At 63.8% G+C, this 17,194-nt stretch carries 14 protein-coding genes; 3 read left to right on the forward strand and 11 right to left on the reverse strand.

The window, feature by feature from the left end; all coding sequences use genetic code 11:
- Nucleotides 1-194: 194 nt before the first annotated feature.
- Nucleotides 195-1,253 (forward strand): type VI secretion system protein TssA, encoded by a 1,059-nt coding sequence (tssA, locus tag QMZ26_RS19375; RefSeq protein ID WP_283222404.1) that lies wholly within the window; start codon nucleotides 195-197, stop codon nucleotides 1,251-1,253.
- 58 nt (nucleotides 1,254-1,311) lie between these two features.
- Here tssA and QMZ26_RS19380 read toward each other — a convergent pair whose 3' ends face one another.
- The 6 genes from QMZ26_RS19380 to QMZ26_RS19405 all read right to left on the reverse strand — a co-directional run bounded on the left by QMZ26_RS19380 (nucleotide 1,312) and on the right by QMZ26_RS19405 (nucleotide 9,505).
- Nucleotides 1,312-2,097: an OmpA family protein gene (locus QMZ26_RS19380; protein WP_234458371.1), complete on the reverse strand. Its 786-nt coding sequence runs from the start codon at nucleotides 2,095-2,097 to the stop codon at nucleotides 1,312-1,314.
- Between the two features lie 2 nt (nucleotides 2,098-2,099).
- The gene (tagF, locus tag QMZ26_RS19385) at nucleotides 2,100-3,083 is read right to left on the reverse strand and encodes a type VI secretion system-associated protein TagF (RefSeq protein ID WP_079222199.1); all 984 of its coding nucleotides are present in this window, start codon (nucleotides 3,081-3,083) and stop codon (nucleotides 2,100-2,102) included.
- Nucleotides 3,080-6,793, reverse strand: a complete 3,714-nt coding sequence (gene tssM, locus QMZ26_RS19390; protein WP_283222405.1) for a type VI secretion system membrane subunit TssM — start codon at nucleotides 6,791-6,793, stop codon at nucleotides 3,080-3,082. Before tssM ends, tagF begins: the two co-directional genes overlap by 4 nt.
- 15 nt (nucleotides 6,794-6,808) lie before the next feature.
- Nucleotides 6,809-8,242, reverse strand: a complete 1,434-nt coding sequence (locus QMZ26_RS19395; RefSeq protein ID WP_283222406.1) for a hypothetical protein — start codon at nucleotides 8,240-8,242, stop codon at nucleotides 6,809-6,811.
- Nucleotides 8,243-8,281: 39 nt separating this feature from the next.
- A complete protein-coding gene (locus QMZ26_RS19400; RefSeq protein WP_079222202.1) occupies nucleotides 8,282-8,542 on the reverse strand; it encodes a PAAR domain-containing protein in 261 nt (86 codons plus the stop codon).
- A 99-nt stretch (nucleotides 8,543-8,641) separates the two neighbouring features.
- Nucleotides 8,642-9,505: a M15 family metallopeptidase gene (locus QMZ26_RS19405; RefSeq protein ID WP_283222407.1), complete on the reverse strand. Its 864-nt coding sequence runs from the start codon at nucleotides 9,503-9,505 to the stop codon at nucleotides 8,642-8,644.
- 215 nt (nucleotides 9,506-9,720) lie between these two features.
- Between QMZ26_RS19405 and QMZ26_RS19410 the strand changes: the two genes are divergently transcribed.
- On the forward strand, nucleotides 9,721-10,497 hold the full coding sequence (locus QMZ26_RS19410) for a hypothetical protein (RefSeq protein ID WP_283222408.1): 777 nt from the start codon (nucleotides 9,721-9,723) through the stop codon (nucleotides 10,495-10,497).
- 39 nt (nucleotides 10,498-10,536) lie between these two features.
- Here the strand turns inward: QMZ26_RS19410 and QMZ26_RS19415 are convergent, their stop codons facing one another.
- The 3 genes from QMZ26_RS19415 to QMZ26_RS19425 form a co-directional block, all read right to left on the reverse strand.
- Nucleotides 10,537-11,478 carry a DUF6708 domain-containing protein gene (locus QMZ26_RS19415; RefSeq protein ID WP_283222409.1) on the reverse strand — a complete coding sequence of 314 codons (942 nt, stop codon included), beginning with the start codon at nucleotides 11,476-11,478 and terminating at the stop codon, nucleotides 10,537-10,539.
- A gap of 148 nt (nucleotides 11,479-11,626) precedes the next feature.
- Nucleotides 11,627-12,643, reverse strand: coding sequence for a DUF6708 domain-containing protein (locus QMZ26_RS19420; RefSeq protein ID WP_283222410.1), 1,017 nt, complete (start codon nucleotides 12,641-12,643; stop codon nucleotides 11,627-11,629).
- 60 nt (nucleotides 12,644-12,703) lie between these two features.
- Nucleotides 12,704-13,621, reverse strand: a complete 918-nt coding sequence (locus QMZ26_RS19425) for a DUF6708 domain-containing protein (protein ID WP_283222411.1) — start codon at nucleotides 13,619-13,621, stop codon at nucleotides 12,704-12,706.
- A 375-nt stretch (nucleotides 13,622-13,996) separates the two neighbouring features.
- Here QMZ26_RS19425 and QMZ26_RS19430 point away from each other — a divergent pair, with 375 nt between their 5' ends.
- Complete coding sequence (locus QMZ26_RS19430) at nucleotides 13,997-15,046, forward strand: hypothetical protein (RefSeq protein WP_283222412.1); 1,050 nt, start codon at nucleotides 13,997-13,999, stop codon at nucleotides 15,044-15,046.
- Nucleotides 15,047-15,448: 402 nt separating this feature from the next.
- Here the strand turns inward: QMZ26_RS19430 and QMZ26_RS19435 are convergent, their stop codons facing one another.
- On the reverse strand, nucleotides 15,449-16,429 hold the full coding sequence (locus QMZ26_RS19435; protein ID WP_283222413.1) for a DUF6708 domain-containing protein: 981 nt from the start codon (nucleotides 16,427-16,429) through the stop codon (nucleotides 15,449-15,451).
- A gap of 324 nt (nucleotides 16,430-16,753) precedes the next feature.
- Nucleotides 16,754-17,194, reverse strand: a 441-nt coding sequence (locus QMZ26_RS19440) for a hypothetical protein (protein ID WP_283222414.1), incomplete at its 5' end; no start/stop codon positions are given.

A 17,194-nucleotide genomic window follows, 5' to 3' on the forward strand; every position in this document is an offset into this window, starting at 1 on the left:
GTCGGTTTCCAGCCGGCGATGCTAGCAGATCGATAGGAGCGTCAATATCACGGCGGGATGACCTCCGCGAAACTGGGGGTTTCGTCACATAATTGACGGCACGGGCACTCAAGGGCGCTGTCGTTTCAGCGGACACCAGCGCGCTGTTCACACGCGCGGGCTAGAATCGATCCCAGTCCTCAACGAGACCTGCCATGCTGGATCAGGAAGCCCTGCTGGCCCCGATTTCTGACAACGTCCCGACCGGTGAAGACCTGTCGTTCTCCGCCGAGTTTGACCGGATCATCGAAAACCGTCGTGCCGACGACCCGACCCTGGATCAGGGCGCGTGGCAGACCGACATCAAATACGCCGACTGGAGCAGCGTCCTGCGCGACGCCAGCGACCTGCTGCAGACGCGAACCAAGGACCTGCGGCTGGCAGGCTGGCTGAGCGAGTCAGCCACCCAGCTGGAAGGCTTCCAGGGCCTGGCGGCCGGCTACCGGGTCACTGCCGGCCTTTGCGACCGCTTCTGGGACGACGTGCACCCGCAGGCGCCGGACGGCGATTTCGAAGAACGCATCGGCAACCTGAGCTGGCTGCTGACCAATTCCCTGCAGTGGCTGCGCGCCGTCCCGATCATTGCGGCACCGCAGGGCCGCTTCAGCCTGGCCGATTTTGAACACGCCCACGCCCGCGCCAACAGTGACGAGGACGAGGACGGTCGCCCGGGGCTGGACATCCTCAATGCGGCGCGCCGCGATACCCAGCACAGTTTCTATCGGCAGATGGCCGATGACCTGCCGGACTGCAGCCAGGCCCTGGCCGAGCTGCAGGCTGCCGTCGACAACCGGCTCGGGCTGGATGGCCCCAGCTTCAGCGCCGTCCGCGAACAGCTGGAGCACCTGCAGCGCACCGTACTGCGCTTCGCGCGCGAGGCCGGCGTCCTGCTCGATGGCGAAACGCTGCCGGCAGACGACGCGTTCAGCGAGACCGCATTTGCCGATGATGGCCCGTCCTTCGACACGGCTCCCGTCGCACCGAGCCGCGGCCCGGCCGGCGCTCCGGCCTCACGCAAGGAGGCGCTGCAGCAGCTGCGGCAGGTGGCCGAGTTCTTCCGCCGGACCGAACCGCACAGCCCGGTCGCCTATCTGGCCGAAAAAGCTGCACGCTGGGGCGAAATGCCACTGCACGTCTGGCTCAAGCGGGTCATCAAGGACCACAGCACGCTGGAGCAGATGGAAGAGATGCTGGATGTGAACCCGGAGGATTGACCTCTACTCCGGGCACCGCCGCAACGGAAGGATCGGGTGATACCCGATCCTTCTGTGTTTACTGGATCTTGAATTCGATACGACGGTTGCGGGCACGGCCGTCGTTGCTGGTGTTGTCGGCCACCGGCTCGTCCGGTCCCTTGCCCAGCACGTCCATGTGGCTGCCCGGGATGCCCTTGGCCATCATGTAGTTCTTCACCGCAAGCGCGCGCCCGTGGCTCAGCGCCAGGTTCGATTCGCGCTGGCCCACGTTGTCGGTGTGGCCGATGATGAGGAACCGGCTGTCCGGCATCTGCGCCATCTTGGCCACCATTTCGTCCAGGATGCCCATGCCGAACGGGGTCAGGCGGGCACTGCCACTCTGGAACTCGATGATGCGGTTGGCCAGCGTCTGGTCCAGCACGTTCTGCTGGGAGCCCACCTTGAGGGCGTTCGTCACCGTGTAGCTGGTATTGCTGGCCAGGCTGAGGTCGCTGGCGACCTGCTGGCGCAGCGCCTCGTTGCCGACCTCGCCGGTGATGCGCACCGACTGCCCGTTGACTTCCAGCTTGCCGGGCGAGACACGCTTCAGGCCCGGGTTGATCATGCCCGAAACGTAGTCGCCCCAGTTCGGCGGGGTTGCGATCGTCTCCACCTGGATCCGGTCGACCACGCGGTCGGCGCCGTACACCGCACGCAGGTTGTTCAACAGCTTGGCCTTGGTTGCCTGGTCAGGCACCACACCTTCGATGACCACCGGCCGCTCGGTTGCCGCAGGCGCGCCCGCGGCGGTGTTCTGCGCGGCCAGCGGTGCAGCTGCCAGCAGAAGCGGCAGCATGAAGTGGAGAGGGTTGCACACGCGCATCATCAGGTTCCCAGGAAAGTCTCGCCGAACAGCTTGCGTGCGGTGGCCAGGGCCAGGTCGTCACGGTCAAGGAAGCTGCCAAAGCGATTGAGGTTGTAGTCGCCACGCATGTAGTCGTCGACCCATTCCGAATGCTGGGTGCGGATCAGGAAATCGCCGGCCTCTGCCGGGTCCAGCACCGCGCGCAGCACCTGGCGATCGGCGCCGTTGAAGCCGACGATCATGCTGGGCGCGGCGTCGTTGCGGATCAGCACGGCCAGTTCAAAGTCGCCGCGGGCGACGAAGCTGGACAGCAGGTCGAGCCAGAAGGCCGCCACCAGCGGGCGATAGGCCGGGTCGCGCACCAGCGGGAACACCAGCGCCTTGTCGATGTTGACGTCGCCCCCGCTCAGCACCGGCTGCAGCAGCAGCCCCAATGCCGGCAGCACCTGCCGCAGTGCCACGTCACCGTGGCCGGAATCGCGCAGCCGCTGTTCGAGGTCGGCGACCGTGGTGCTTTCCAGGAAATCCTGGAAGCTGCCGTTGTAGTCACTGGGATCGGTGCTGATGCTGAAACGCGCATCAGCCAGCTGCGCCAGCGCCTGTGCGGCATCGCTGTCCTGGCAGGCCTGGCGTGCAAGGCGGGCCAGGCCCGACCAGGCGTTGGACATCGCCAGCGGGCTGCGGCCAATGAAGGGCAGCGGTTCCGGCGCGTCCAGGCGCAGTGCCGACAACAGCGGGAAGCGTCGCTCGGACGCGTCGCGGCTGGGCAGGAAGTGGCCGCACAGCACCATCTTGCTGCGCGAGCCGAGGAAGGCATAGTGGATCTCGGGCGCTTCGTCGTAGCGCTGCTTCCAGTCCGGGCTCTGGCTCAGCAGCTCCAGGCTTTCCCCGGCCCAGCGGTCGAGCCAGCCGAGCAGTTGGTGGTTGTCGGCCGCGCGGACGAAATCGCCGCGCGAGGGCACCTTGCCGAAATAGGACACGCCTGCACTGACCACCCGGCTCATTGCGCGCCTCCTGCGGCCGGAGCCGGCGTCGGCGTCGCCGCCGGTGCCGCAGTGGGGGCCGCCTGTGCAGCGGGTTCGCCACCGGCGACGCGTTCGGGCAGCTGCAGTCCGCGCTGCCAGTCGCCACCACCCTCGGCGGCTTCACCGGCACGACGCACGATGCGCATCTCCACCGGCACCGACACGCCATTGCCCGTCCAGGTAATGCGGCTGGAATCATCCAGACGCTCGACCTGGCCAGCACCCATCAAGCGGTTGACGCCGTTCGAACCCGGCGCGCTGAACACTTCCACCGTCCTGCCATCGCCAGTCACCGCGGTGATCTTCACGCCCGGCACCTGGCCGACGTTCGGGTACTGCATGGTCGTCCACTGCGGCGGCGTATTGCGATAGCGCAGCACCTGGCCATCGATCTCGATGGTGTACTCCAGCGCACCGGCTGCAGGCGCAGGCAGGATCTCGAACACCGTGGTGTCCTGTGCCGCACCCGCTGCCGCGCCGCTGACCCAGTTGCCGTAGTTGGCGACCAGGTCGGCCGACAGGTTCACGCCCTGCCCTGCCCAGCGCCGGGTCTCCAGCAGCGGCCCGCGCTGGATCACCAACGAACCCAGGGCTTCCTTGTTGAACGCCGCGATGCTGCCACTGGCGCCGAACACTGCGGCCACGTCGCTCGGAGCGGCATCGACGTCGGAGTTCAGGTTGAACGGATACTGCTGGCCGATGCGCGCCTTGAACGGGTCGTACACCTGGGCCTTCCAGGTCTTGTTCACCTCATCCTCGGTTGGCGTGATGAGCGCGCTGAAGGTCTGGGTGAGCGGGCGCAGCAACAGCGGCCGCAGGGCGGCGCGCTGCTTCTCGTCCAGGCCGGTCAGCACCTGCTCGTCGACCAGGGCCAGGCCCACGCTCAACTCGGACCCTTCGTTGCTGAAGGTGTCCTGCATCAGCTTGCGGGTGCCCACGCCGATCTCGCCCTGGCTCTTGATGGCATTGAGGCGGGCGCGCAGCTTGGCCAGCGTTTCGAAGTAGGCGGTCATGATGGCCGGCTGGTCACCGCGCTCGCTGGTCAGCCGCGCGATGCCCTCGAACGCCTTGCCGATCGGGCCGACCGGCTGCGCTGCGGCGGTCGCGGCCGGATCCTTGCGCAGCACGGTGCGCTGGAACCACGCCACGAAGCCCTTGCGTGCCTTGGTCGAACGCGCCAGTGCCGCCGGGTTGTCCCACACCGTCTCCTCGTTGATGCGCTCCAGCAGGATGCGCAGCGGCGAATTGGTCGCATCACCCAGCTTGTTGACGCGCGCCACGGCCTCGTCGAAGGTGCTGAATTCAGCCACGCTGAGGCCCTGCACGAACTTGCTCCACTCGCGTGCGTAGTCGTTCTTGTACAGGTTGACCAGCTCGCGCGACACATGCTCCGGACTGCCCGCCAGCGAAAGATCGCTCTGCTCGGTGGTGCCCAGCACCCAGTCGGTGGTGCTCAGCTGCGTGTTGGCCGCTTCCTTGATCGCGTCCTGCACATAGTCTTCCCATGCCTTGCGGGAGAACGCGCCGGAAATGGCGTAGCTGCCATTGATCAGGCGGCCGTTGCGCTCCACGCCGATCAGGTTGTCGACGGTGGTGGTGCCGAAACGGGCACCGGCGCGCGCCTTGATCTGCGCATACACGCGCTCCATCGCCGGCTGGCCCTTCATCACCTGGCCCAGCGCCTGGCGGGTATCGGACACCAGCGTGACCTTGTTCTGCACCTGCGGCCAGCTGGGCTTGCCCGACTGCGCCACGTAGAAGGTCATCAGCTTCTCGGCAGCACGCACCATCTCTTCGCGGCTCATCTGCCCACGGTTGGCTTCCAGCCAGGTGCGCCAGAACAGGGTCAGTTGCTGCGACAGGTGGGCGCCTTCCACATACTTCGGGTTACCCAGCATCAGGTAGGTCTTGAGCGCGTTGTAGGCGTCGTTGGTGCTGGTCGGCGATGCGTTCTGGTAGAGCACCTCGCTGTCGGCGGCGGCACCCGTGCCCTGCCCCAGCTTGTCGCGCTCGGCGACCACCTGGCCCAGGTAGTTCTCCAGGTTGGCGACGGTCGGCGCCAGCATCACCTGCTGCATGCCGTGGTTGTATTCACGCAGCAGCTTTTCGCGGATGGCCGTGCCCTGGTACAGGCCCAGGTGGGTGGTGATGCCGCCCTCCTTGCCGTAGCGGTCCAGCTGCTCCATGCGGTCCTGCAGCAGCAGCAGCGCATCGATGCGTGACTTCAGGTCCATGCGGTCCTTCTGCACGCGCACGGCCTGGTCCAGATCCTTGGTGGCGTTGGCCACCAGCTGCGCATTGGTGGTGTAGGACCAGGTCCACAGGCCCAGCGCCAGCGCCAGCACGCCCACGGCACCGAGGAACACGCCATAGCGCAGGCGGTTCTGGTGTGGGCTCGAATACTGCCGGACCAGTTCCTTGTCGGCAAAGATGACCTTGCGGAACAGATCCTTGAGGAAGAACGCGGTGTGCCCGGTAGGTGCTTCGTCCACGTTCGAGCCGCGCTGCAGCGCGAACTGGCGGCCGACGCGCTCGGATGCATGGTGCACCGAACGGCCCTCCTGCAGCGCGCTGGAGAAGTAGAAGCCACGGAACACCGGCTTGAACTGGTAGGGGTTGTCTTCGAACAGGGTGGCGATGAAGGTGCGCAGCGCCGGCTTGATGCCCACGAACTCCAACGGCAGCGACAGCAGGCCCGGCGAGACGTCGCGGCCGCGCTGCATCGCCATGTGGGTCAGGCTCATTTCCTTGATGCCTTCGGCCAGCTCATCGAAATGGCTGTCGAACGCATTCAGCGCGTCGCCCTGCTGCTGCACGTCGAAGGGCAGCGTCGCGCCCCACACGTGCTCGCGCTCGGCCGGATCCAGGTTATGGAAGAACTCGCTGAAGCCGGCCACCAGGTCGGCCTTGGTGAACAGCACATACACCGGCGCGAACACTTCCAGCCGCTCGGTGATTTCCTGCACGCGCTGGCGCAGGTTCTTGGCCAGTTCGATGGCGAACTCCGGCTTGCTGCCGGACAGCTCGGCCAGGCTGGCGGCGATGATTACGCCGTTGATGGGCGCGCGCGGACGGTTCTTCTTCAGCAGGCCCAGGAAGGTCAGCCATTCCATGCGGTCTTCAACGCTGACCGAGTAACGGCCGGCGGTATCCAGCACGATGCCGTTGGTGGTGAAGTACCAGTCGCAGTTGCGCGTGCCACCGATGCCCTGCACCACGTTGCCGCGGTTGTCCTCGAACGGGAACTGCAGGCCGGAATTGAGGATCGCCGTGCTCTTGCCCGCCGCAGGGTTGCCGATGATCACGTACCAGGGCAGCTCGTACAGCGCCGCGCTCCCCTTCAGCACGCCCATCCGCGAGGACTTGATCTGCTTGACCGCGTCCATCATGCGCGTGCGCAGGGCCTCGGTGTCGGCACGCTGCGCGGGTTGCGCACCGGCCACCGCCTTGTCCGCCTCGTCCTTGACCATCGCCTCCACGCGCTTGGCAGCGCGGCGGGCCAGGATCCGCTTGATGATCCACACCAGCAGCGCCAGCACCAGCAGGCCTGCCAGCACGATCGCCACCCAGATCCCGATCTGCCGGGCTTCGGCCTCGCCGTAGTGCGCCAGCGCCGCGGCACCAACCAGGCCGACCACCAGCCAGAGGCGGTAGTCACGCAGGTAGTAGCTGAAATTGCTCAAACTCATGCAGGGGTCCAGGGGTCAGGAAGCCAGCGACGCATCGGCCGCAGGCATGGGGGAAGAAAGAGGATCAACCGCGCCGAACAGGCGCTGCTGGTTGTCGGCCACGCCCAGCAGCAGCACGGGCTCGGCATTGCGTTGAAGCTGCGCATGGGCCAGCGCCAACTGCGCCAGCGGCAGGGCGGGGCCAAGCTCACCGGCACTGACCGCCACGGCCAGGCTCTGCGGGCTGAAATCCAGGTCGGGCGACAGCGAAGCGGTGATCGCTGCCGCATCCACCATCAGATCGCCACGGTGGTCGGCATCATGCAGCACGAACTGCACCGGTGCGCGGCCCGCACTGAGGCCGGACTGCCACTGCGTCGCCAGGGCGGCAAGCTGGCGGCGCTGTTCCGCCGGGCGCTGCCCTTCGATCTGCTCGGCGCGCACCAGCTGCGGCCGCCACAGGCGCCCATCGCCCTCACGCCCCTGGGCCAGGGTCGCCAGCAGAACGCCGGCTGCACCCTCGCCGGGTACGCGGCCGTCGGGATTCCGCGCCGTAGCGAGTACACCCGCGGACTGCCAGGACGAAACGATATCGGGATCGATGCATGACGACGCCGCCAGCAGAAGGTGCCAACGCGGCACGGGGGACGCAGAAAGGGCATCGATCACCCGCTGCGCGTGCGGCCAGACCTCGCGCGCCGCGTCCAGCGTCGTGACGCGCACATCGAACCGCCGCGCGTCGATACCGGCCTTGCGCGCCTGCCCAAGCAGCCACTCCTGCACCCACGGCCGCAGCGCATCGGACCAGCGGCCCGGCACCAGCAGTTCGATCGTCAGCACGTTCTCCACGCGCTGTTCGTCGCGGCGGCGCAGGCCGGCCACCACCACTTCCTCGGATGCGACGATCTCCGGCAGCGCTGCGTAGACTGCTTCCAGCAGCTGCTCCAGCACCGGCTGCAGCAGGGTCATCGCGCGGCGCTCGTGGGCAGCCGTGTCGATGCCATCCTGCCGCACCTGCAGCACTTCCAGCTCGTCCAGGTCGGGCGCTGCGCTCATCCGCACAGGCAGGTTGTGGTTGTCGCGGAAACGCCCGTCCAGCGACGGCCGGGGGGGCGCGGCGGCCACCTCCAGCAGTGCCTGCGGTTCCAGGTCGATGCCCAGCTTCAGGCTGCCGGCCAGCAGAGCCACCGACGCCGGCACCGCTACGCCGGGCTCCTTCACTGCATCACCCTGCGGGGTCGTCGCATCCGTGGCGGCCGGCGCTTCAAGCGCACTGTCGACACCACGCCGCAGCGCACCGCGCACCATGAAGCCTGCACCGCTCAGGCCCACCGGCAGCAGCCCGAGGTAGGCCAGCATCTGCATGCCCGTAGGCACCGTGCCGCTGTTGCGCCAATAGAGGATCGTCGCGCCCCAGGTGGCGATGAAGACCATCACCACCGACGCCGCCCTGCCCAGCCATCCTGCCATCAGTTGCCGTGCTCCATGCGATGCTCCCTCAACCGCCGCTCAGCGCAGGCCCGTCACGGCCTGCGAAGCGACCAGCGTCGCCCCACACGCCGTGCGGTCGCCGTCGCGCGCTACCGGTTGTCCGTCGATGATGACAGTGGCATCGCCGCTGACGATGGTCGTTGAACCGTGCATGGCACACGCGGCGCGGTCACCCACACGCGCCACGGCCTTTCCATTGATGTCGGTCTGGCCGGTGCCAGCGACCACGCTGCCGCCGTGGCTGAGCTTGTCCCCGACGACGATAAACGGTCGTGCCATCCATCACACTCCTTGATTCCATGTAATCCAGCCTTCCATCGCCACGGACGCGGCGACCTGGATCATCCCCGCAACGATACCAGTATCACAGAAGCGTTATCACCCTTGGCGTGAAAGCTCCTCGCGCTTGGCGGCGCGTGCGGCCCGGCAGCGCCCTGTCATTTCCACGTGAACGTAATCCTTGATGCTGCGCCAGTTGCCACCCCAGTCCAGCCCGGCCTGCTCGGCAAGCTCGCCGTAGAGGAAGTAACCGCGCTTGGTCCAAGCGTCGTTCATATCCCACTGCAGCTTGCCATCACGCATGGGAGCGCTGTCCACGCCCAGCCCGTACTGATGGCAGCTCTGCCAGGCCCCTGCCCGCGTCGCCTTGCCGCCCGCCATCAACTCGGCCTGCCGCTGCGGGCTGCGATAGCCCTCAATCAGCACCATCTCATAGCCATATTGGCGCCGCATGACTTCGTAGATGGCCAGCACACGCTGCTGCAGGTCGGGATCGATCTGGTCCCACTTGCGGTCGGCCGTGACGATTTCCGGCCGCAGCCGCCGCACTTCTGCCGTGGTGAAAACCTCCGGCGGCGGTGGCGGTGGCGGCGCCAGGCGCTCCCCACGCAACAGCTGCGCGACCATTGAACCCGACTCTGCGAAATCATCGCCCCGAAAATCTTCCAGCACCACCGTCTTTCGTGTGACCAATATCACAGTTGGAGGAATCAGCAGCGCCGCTGCGGCAATCGCCATGATTGGCCAATGGCGACGAATCGCGCTGTGCGCGGCGCCCGCTTCTTCACGAACCCCACTGCGCACCCGCGTCACACCATCACCGACCCGGCCCCCTACGCGGCCCGCCCTGCGGCGGAAACGGCCCAGCGTCGCACCCAGCACCGCGCGCAGCGACTCGACGCTTTCCGGGAACAGCAAAACCCAGCACACGCCGGCCACCAGTATTACAACGGCAATGGCCATAACCACGATTGGTACCACCGGTCCTCCCTGACATGCGCTCTGGTTGACGCCCCATCCGCTTTCACTAAGAATGCGGAAATTCGCTTCGGCAGCTGCCGACTCACACCAAGGGCTGGATGCACTTGAATAATGGCGGAATCAATCGGCCAAGTCTGCTCTCAGGGGGAGCGCAGGCAAAGGGCCAGGCACCGACATCGGGCCGAATTCTCGCAGACATGGAAGGTCGACAGACCACCACGTCCACGCGCGCTGCGCGCACACCGTCTGGCGGCAACCGCCGCATCGGCCTGTGGCTGGGGGTCGCCGTGGCGATCGCCGCCATTGCCGGCCTGGCCGCCTGGGGCCTTTCAGGCAGCGGCGGCTACAGCGAATCCGGCGAGTACTCGCTGACCCCGGATCCGGCGCAGTCCAGCGGACCCACCGGGCATCCGGACGTCCCTGTCGGCGCGCCGCATGACGGCGCCGCCACGATTGTTGATGCACCTGCAGGCAGCGATGGCGCCGCCACGGGTACGCCATTGGAGAATGCCGCCGCTGCACCGACCGATGCGGCGGCCACTGCACCGGCAGCTGCATCGGCTGCAGCGGCACCGGCCGGTGGCGCACGTGGCACGTCGCAGGCCGCGCGCAGCGCTCGCGCAGGAACCCAGCCCGGCAGCAAGGGCCAGGGCGATGAGAACCTGCTCGGCACCCTGCTTGGCATCATCAAGGAAGAAGACAAGGACAAAGCGAAGGCCAAGGCGAAGGCCAATGCCCAGCCGCAGAGCATGGACGAGCTGATTGCGCAGATTGAAGCCGATCAGCGCAAGCGCACCGAGGACGAGCGTGCCGCATTCGAGCGCGTGGCCAGCAAGAAGTCCGCATCGACCGAGTCGAGCATCCAGGCACAGCTTCGCAGCTGCCCCAGCCCGACCTCGCTGAAGGGCGTGGACTGCCGGCGCCGTATCTGCGCGGCGGTGAGCGGGAAGGATCCGGCCTGCCCGGCGATGTAAGCCAAGACCGTAGAGTCGAGCCATGCTCGGCTCTCCCGGTCAGATGGACTGACGACCCGCCTGCGATTGCGCCATGACCTCAGGCTCGGCCAGTCTCAGCGGGTCATTCGGATCGACCTTGCAGGCATCCTCCACCCATTGCGGCCACTCCGGCATGCGGCAGGACCGCAGGACCAGCCAGCGGCACAGCACCAGGGGCAGCAGCAACGGCATCAGCACGAACCGGGCGCCCAGCATGGCTGGGCCAAGGCTGGCGACCACGAACAGGTAGCAGTTGCGCAGGGAAGGATTGACCGAAAGGTTCATCTGCCGGCCCTCGATCGTGTCGACCACGTCCGCCGGCCCTTGCTGCATGTAGCGCCTGACGAATTCCCACAGTCCCCTGATCGTCTGCTCGTCATCGAAGTAGTGGCCCACGGCGAAGGTGCGCTGGACCACGCCCTCATCAATGATGCTGCAGCGCAGATCACGCAGGAACGCCTGGCTGGTGCCTCGTCCGATATAGAACACCGCCTCATCCCAAGGCACTGCCACGGCCCCTTCCTTGCCGCCGGTGAAGAAATAGACCATCCGGTTGCGACGATTGAATCGGGTCGGATACCACGCGTACGTGAAAAACTCGTACTTGAGTGTCGTGTGCCAGAACAGGGTCGGCGCACCGATCACGCACACCGCCACCATCGCGTACATCACCCAGTCCCACGCGTCGCCCTCAAGATGGGGGATCACCAGCGTGAAGAGAAGGAAGAAGCCGAGCAGGAACAAACCCAAGGTGCCCAGCAGGACCACGGTGGTCGACACCATGCCACGCAGCCTGAAGCGCCGGTCGATCAGTTCGATATAGGTTGAGTTGAAGCGGATCAATGAGGCGCGTTCGTCGGGCGCTGCGACCTGGGCCTCGTGCCTGTTCAAGCGTGAAGCCGACTCTTCAGCGGAGAGCGCGCTACCAATGGGAAATTCCCGCATCCATCCGGTGTACATATCCTCATCCCTGCCAACCCCAACCGGTTGCATGTTACAGAGGAAATGGCGTGACGCGAGACTGGGTGGGCGCACGCTTGTAACCCGACATGGTTGCACTACCAGGAATGTCTCACATACCAAGCGGCCCTGACTCCGTACCGGGCTGCTAGGGAACACCTTCTCGGCAAAGTTGAGCCTTTACTTCCCCATCCCTGCTCCTGGCCTCCTGAATGCTGCTGATCCAGTAAGAAGCCAGGAGATCATCTTTTCCATGCGAACGATCAACGCCACCGTAAACGGGCGGAGCACGCAGAACTCTGGAATCGGTATTCGGACTCTGTCGAGCCACGGCAGCCGGCCACACCGGACGCCTGCATGTCTTCATAACCAGGTATCTGAAAATCGCCCACGGGAGAGTCAATGGAAGGGCTATCCACATCAAACCCCGTCCAGCAGACGACACGTGTATGACGAAGGCATTGCGGAAAGAATCAATTGTGGACGTGTACAACTGAAGCGGGGGAAACGGAAGGGCGCCGATTCCGCCCTCCATGAATCGCCTTATCATCTCCCAATGCGCCAGTACCGTTGCCGGGCTTGAGCCGCAATCTGACCCAATCGCGAACACGTGTGAAATCTTGCCACCGTCCATTATGAGCGCCTTCAAGTCGTAGGTCATTCCCTCATCTGGACCGAAGGGCTTATCCCTCCCAATGATGAACTTTATATCACCCCAGGGCACCTTCACGTATCCATCGTCCCTGCCCGTAAAGAAATACACAACCCCCTCTTCACGATTGAACAGCGACGGATAGTACTGATGTCTGAGTACATCCTTCGAAATGAGGAACGTGTACGAGAACACCAGAAACGCGATGATTGCCAGATAAAATGGCACCAGGCCGTAGTCCAACGCACCGTCGGAAAGGTCAGACCTGAGAATGGCGCCACCGAAGATCAAGGCAAGCACAGAACCTACCGCGCCCCCCATTGCAGCCCAACCCCGGTATAGGAAGTGGCGGTCCACGTACTCCAGGCACGCCTCATCCACCCGGATGATTCCGCGATCCACCGGTGTAAATCCTGACGAGTCAAAATTTCCAAGATCAGCATTTTCTTCGTAAGCAGTGGGCGCCCTGCCAACCACATACTTGCTGGATAACCAACCCGCAAACTGACTCATCGCCCACCTTACTTGACTCATGCCAGAGAAATGCACCACCTTTCGCAAGCGCTCTCACCGCTAGCCGGTCGACCGCCAGATCGCGGACACAATGGCAGTGCCCATCACGACACCAATCGCAGTGCAGATCATCGGCCAAGCCTTGTCCAGGAAACCCAGGCGCGGATTGTCACGCCAATCACGTTCCCATGGGTCTGCTCGGTCGACACCGGCGCCGCCCTCCACTTCGGTCGGCCACGCAGGGATGCGGCTGGTCGTCATCGCCAACCATCGGCCCAAGGCAATGAAGCTGAAAGGCAAGCAGGAAACAACGTGCAACCAGGGCCAGCGAACCAGGCCGGCAAAGGTCCGGACCACGCCAAACACGAATCCCTCTTTCCTGTCATGGATGGGCAAGTAGAAACCTACCTCCCCGCAAAGATGCTCAAGCTCCGCGTCCCCGCCCTGCATGTACAGCCGGATGAACTCCCACAACCCCAGCAGATCCGACTGCTCCCCCATGTACTCGTAGCCCAGCGAGAACGTCTCCAGGACGGTCTTTCGGTCATCGGAGAGAAAATGCGCGCGGATGTCGTGGGTACGCCCTATGGGTGGGGTCGTTGACTCGCCGATGAAGAAGAACAAACGGTCCCAGTCACCACTGGCAACCGTACCGTCCTGGCGAAAGAAGTGCACCTTGCGATTCACGCGATCCAATCGGATCGGATAGTGCGTCCATCGGAAGCACTCGCTTCTGAAGAGCCACACGATGCCGGCAAGAATGAACAGTGAAACGGGCGCGATGAAGAGCCAGAAGCACCAGAGGATCCAGCGTTCGTCCTCCCGGAATGGCTCACCCAGGAGAATCAGGTTCACGAAGAGGTAGGACGACGTGGGCACGAACGCGAGCGCGCCCATGACCGAGAGCCAGACATTGAAGCCCTTCACCGGGTACCAGCGATCCACCAGCTCGAGGCAGGTCGAGCTGAACTTGATCACGGACAGCCCGCTCCGTGCGGGCATTCCTACTGAGGCCGAAACGTCCAATCGCTGATCTTCCTCAGCGACCGTGAGGGGACGATTGACCGCAAAACGAAGATTCCTGGCATCGATTCCAGCGTAGTCCATTACCTCACCACTCCAACCCAGTCCATGGACGATCCTACTGCAACAACGTGGTGTCGTGCGCCCCTGCGACATGCACAGGAACGTTGCCGCCGGTCAGCACTCATCCCGCCTCGCTGTCGACCGACTCTGCCATTCGAAACAACCCCCAGCACAGTGATGTTCATGCCCAGAATAGTCATGGGCTTGCGTCAGCACTATCCCGGGCATAGCCTCGATGGAGCCCGCATTCAAAGCAAATTTCGCTGCATGCAGACTCAACAGGATCTCCGATTTACTGAAGGCCCCCTACAACCTGATGCAACTTCGCGGGCCTACTCCGTGCGTGACGTGGTGCGCCTTGATGACGAGGCCATGGTCTGGTCGCAAGGCAATGCTGCTTCGCGGATGGAATCCATCATGCCGGTCGCTGCTCTGGTGATGCTGTGCATGGCCATCGGCCTGGGTTACATGGGGGCGATGGTGGCGCTTGAACCCACAGAAAGCATGGGAATGCGTGTGTTCGCATCGACGAGCGCGGGCCTTGGTGCCGCGACACTTCTGGGAACCGCTTTCCTGTGCATCAAGCTGAGCATTGGCAGCAAGCAGAGCGACCTGTACTTCTTCCGCAGGACCCGGAGAGTCTTCTGTGTTGTCGACGGCAAGCAATGCCTGTTGGACTGGAACAACGTCAGGCCCTATGCCCGCGTCGGGTACAGCTCGGCCCAGCCCGGCGCGCTCTTGATGATGGCCCTCGACCTGATGGAGATCTATCCCGAGACTCCTGAACTATGGCGCCTGCGCTTTACTGTCGATGGCCCCCTTCCAGACCGGGAAGCCTGCCAGCAGGCATGGGAGCTGATCCGGCGCTATATGGATGAAGCGCCCGAAGCGATGCCCGCGACCTTTATGGTTGATCCATCGCACTGGACGACATCCTTGCTGGAGCGAGGACCGCTCTCTGCCGGTGGCGCGGGCAAGGAGATGATTGAACGCATCCGCGCCATGAACTGGAACGTCTTCGCTGTCCCGCAGTATCTGGGAAACGTACTGTTATGGCTGATCTTCTGGCCAGAACCCTTGTCACAGATGCTCTATGCCCGGTTCAAGCGCCCGGTAGCGGCACCCACGGACCTTCTTGCCAGCAACTCCACGCGCGGCAGCAGCGAGCACTATTCCATTCTGCGCTCCAGCCCTGAAGACATTGCCGGAAGGAGAAAGGCTGCCCTCCAGGTCGCGGTGGTGTGCAGCATCAGTTGCCTGATCAGCTTGATTGGCTGGAGCTTCATCACCTACTCGCTTGTTTTCCTGCGCAGCTGACAACGCGTTCTTTGCCTGCTGCTGCCCCTCATCAGTACGTATCCGATTGCACAATGACGATTTCTTTTGGAAACCTTTTCTACATTGCGCTGTCCACTGGACTCATCGGGCTCCTTGCGCACTCCATCCATCACTAGCTTTGCCGGTTTACCGGCTGGCAGTCCAGGAGCAAGCGATGGCTTGCCATCAGTCCGCTGATCGCGGGCATCGCACTGGTGCTCTTCACAGCGATTCTTGTCAGCACAAGGTGAGATGGCGGGGAGTCAGAGCTCCCGTGATCTCTGGCTGGCCGGGTACGCTTAAGACCGTCCTGCGCCGAGATGCGGATGCAACGTGACACAGGCAAGGCAGATGCCCGAGCTTGCCCGCGGTCAATGCGGATGGCGGGGCACATCGAAATCCTTATCTGCGCCGCTTCGTACCACCCGCCCCCGGCTTTTCCAGGCTGAGTCGCTCTCTCAGAGTGGCGTCAGTGAATGGACCGGCCCCCACTGAATGCAATACTTCAGCCGGCCATAGCGGCTTCCGCTGCAACCGATAACTGATGTAGCGATTCAATCGAATGTACGCGGTCAAGGGCAGCGCGATCAGACTGATCGTGCCCAGCAACCACATTGCCGGCCCCTTCTTCCAGTACTGGCGGGAACCTGGCCCGATAAGAGGTTGCGCGATAGTCAATGCTTCACCAAGGCTTACTCCGAAGTCCTGGTACCGCGATTCACCGGGCATCCAGACGGGACCGACGCCCTCCATCATGCGGCGTATATACTCCCATCGCTCTACAGGGCCGGACTGGTTACCGAAGCCAAAGCTCGGGCCAACGCCAACGCGTTGGACTTCCACCGGGCTACCGGGGCGATCCGCGATCGTAAGCACCAGACTTGCTTCCCGGCGAGGCACCTGGCCGGTAAAGATCGTATAGCTGACAATCTCCGCGCCTACGCAATCCCAATCATAGGACTGCACTTCGCAACGAGGTCGACCGAACACATTCCAGCCCCATTGCCACCAGGGTAGTCCAAGTGACTTGAATACATGCACCTTTCTTGCAGGCTGATCAAACAGGACCGGCTCGGCACGGTAGCCCACCCAGTCGGCCTGGACGAACAGCAGAAAAACAAAGAGCAGGGCAAACTGGAGAATCGTGACCCAGCTGACGCCAGTGACGAAAAACGAAATATACAACCCAAGCGCTGAGGAGAGGACGCCCACCCAACCACAGCTGCTGGCATACCCACGCATGGCACTCATCTGATCGACAAATGAGATCCCATGCTCATACACATCCATCACGCCACCATGGGTGAAGGATCGCGGGGATGCTTGGTAACTCTTCACCGGAAGCTTCAGCGCAGTAGATGGCGCAATTGAATCATCCTGCATCGCATTTCCAATTCGCCACGTAACGGATGCTCGACTTTGGCGCGAAGGCCCACCCAGGCATCCTCCCACCGATCGACCTGCTTGCGCTCGCGCGCGTGCCAATGGTCTTGACCTTCGAGCGCTTGGCGTCGGGGCTGCAGCCCGCAGGAAGGCATCCGGCCAACAACCACGCGCTTGACGTGCACGAAGCTCTCAAAAGCGGGAAGTTCGACAACAAGCCTAATCTAATCCAACCATCTTGGTCGCCGACGCATCTGGGCTCGACACGGTGCAGTCGCGGAGGCCAACCGGCTTCCGTATATCAACGATAACCCCAAGCTCCGCTCAGACGGAAGACGAGCGCTTGTGTCGCTTCTTTCCAGTTCCAGCCGGCTTCTCCAAGCTGAGCCGCTGCCTCAGAACCGCATCGGTGAATGGACCGGCCCCCACTGATTGCAAGACCTCAACTGGCCATCGAGGCTTCCGCTGCAACCGATAACTGATGTAGCGATTCAGTCCGATGTACGCAGTCAAGGGCAGCGCGATCAGGCTAACCGTACCCAGCAGCCACATTGCCGGCCCCTTCTTCCAGTACTGATGGGAACCTGGGCCGATCAGAGGCTGCGCAATTGTCAACGCCTCGCCCAAGCTTACTGCAAAATCCTGATACCGCGACTCGCCGGGCATCCAGACGGGACCGACGCCCTCCATCATGCGGCGTATATACTCCCATCGCTCTACAGGGCCGGACTGGTTACCGAAGCCAAAGCTCGGGCCAACGCCAAC

Origin of the sequence: Stenotrophomonas sp. PFBMAA-4 (assembly GCF_030053215.1) — a bacterium.
In the GTDB taxonomy this organism is placed as follows: domain Bacteria; phylum Pseudomonadota; class Gammaproteobacteria; order Xanthomonadales; family Xanthomonadaceae; genus Stenotrophomonas.

What these genes read in the sequence shown, in the direction of transcription:
- QMZ26_RS19395 (WP_283222406.1), bottom strand. Translation starts at nt 8,242, where the DNA reads ATGGCAGGATGGCTGGGCAGGGCGGCGTCGGTGGTGATGGTCTTCATC.
- QMZ26_RS19435 (WP_283222413.1), bottom strand. Translation starts at nt 16,429, where the DNA reads ATGCAGGATGATTCAATTGCGCCATCTACTGCGCTGAAGCTTCCGGTG.
- QMZ26_RS19400 (WP_079222202.1), bottom strand. Translation starts at nt 8,542, where the DNA reads ATGGCACGACCGTTTATCGTCGTCGGGGACAAGCTCAGCCACGGCGGC.
- QMZ26_RS19380 (WP_234458371.1), bottom strand. Translation starts at nt 2,097, where the DNA reads ATGCGCGTGTGCAACCCTCTCCACTTCATGCTGCCGCTTCTGCTGGCA.
- QMZ26_RS19405 (WP_283222407.1), bottom strand. Translation starts at nt 9,505, where the DNA reads ATGGCCATTGCCGTTGTAATACTGGTGGCCGGCGTGTGCTGGGTTTTG.
- tssM (WP_283222405.1), bottom strand. Translation starts at nt 6,793, where the DNA reads ATGAGTTTGAGCAATTTCAGCTACTACCTGCGTGACTACCGCCTCTGG.
- QMZ26_RS19410 (WP_283222408.1), top strand. Translation starts at nt 9,721, where the DNA reads ATGGAAGGTCGACAGACCACCACGTCCACGCGCGCTGCGCGCACACCG.
- tssA (WP_283222404.1), top strand. Translation starts at nt 195, where the DNA reads ATGCTGGATCAGGAAGCCCTGCTGGCCCCGATTTCTGACAACGTCCCG.
- QMZ26_RS19430 (WP_283222412.1), top strand. Translation starts at nt 13,997, where the DNA reads ATGCAGACTCAACAGGATCTCCGATTTACTGAAGGCCCCCTACAACCT.
- QMZ26_RS19415 (WP_283222409.1), bottom strand. Translation starts at nt 11,478, where the DNA reads ATGTACACCGGATGGATGCGGGAATTTCCCATTGGTAGCGCGCTCTCC.
- tagF (WP_079222199.1), bottom strand. Translation starts at nt 3,083, where the DNA reads ATGAGCCGGGTGGTCAGTGCAGGCGTGTCCTATTTCGGCAAGGTGCCC.
- QMZ26_RS19420 (WP_283222410.1), bottom strand. Translation starts at nt 12,643, where the DNA reads ATGAGTCAGTTTGCGGGTTGGTTATCCAGCAAGTATGTGGTTGGCAGG.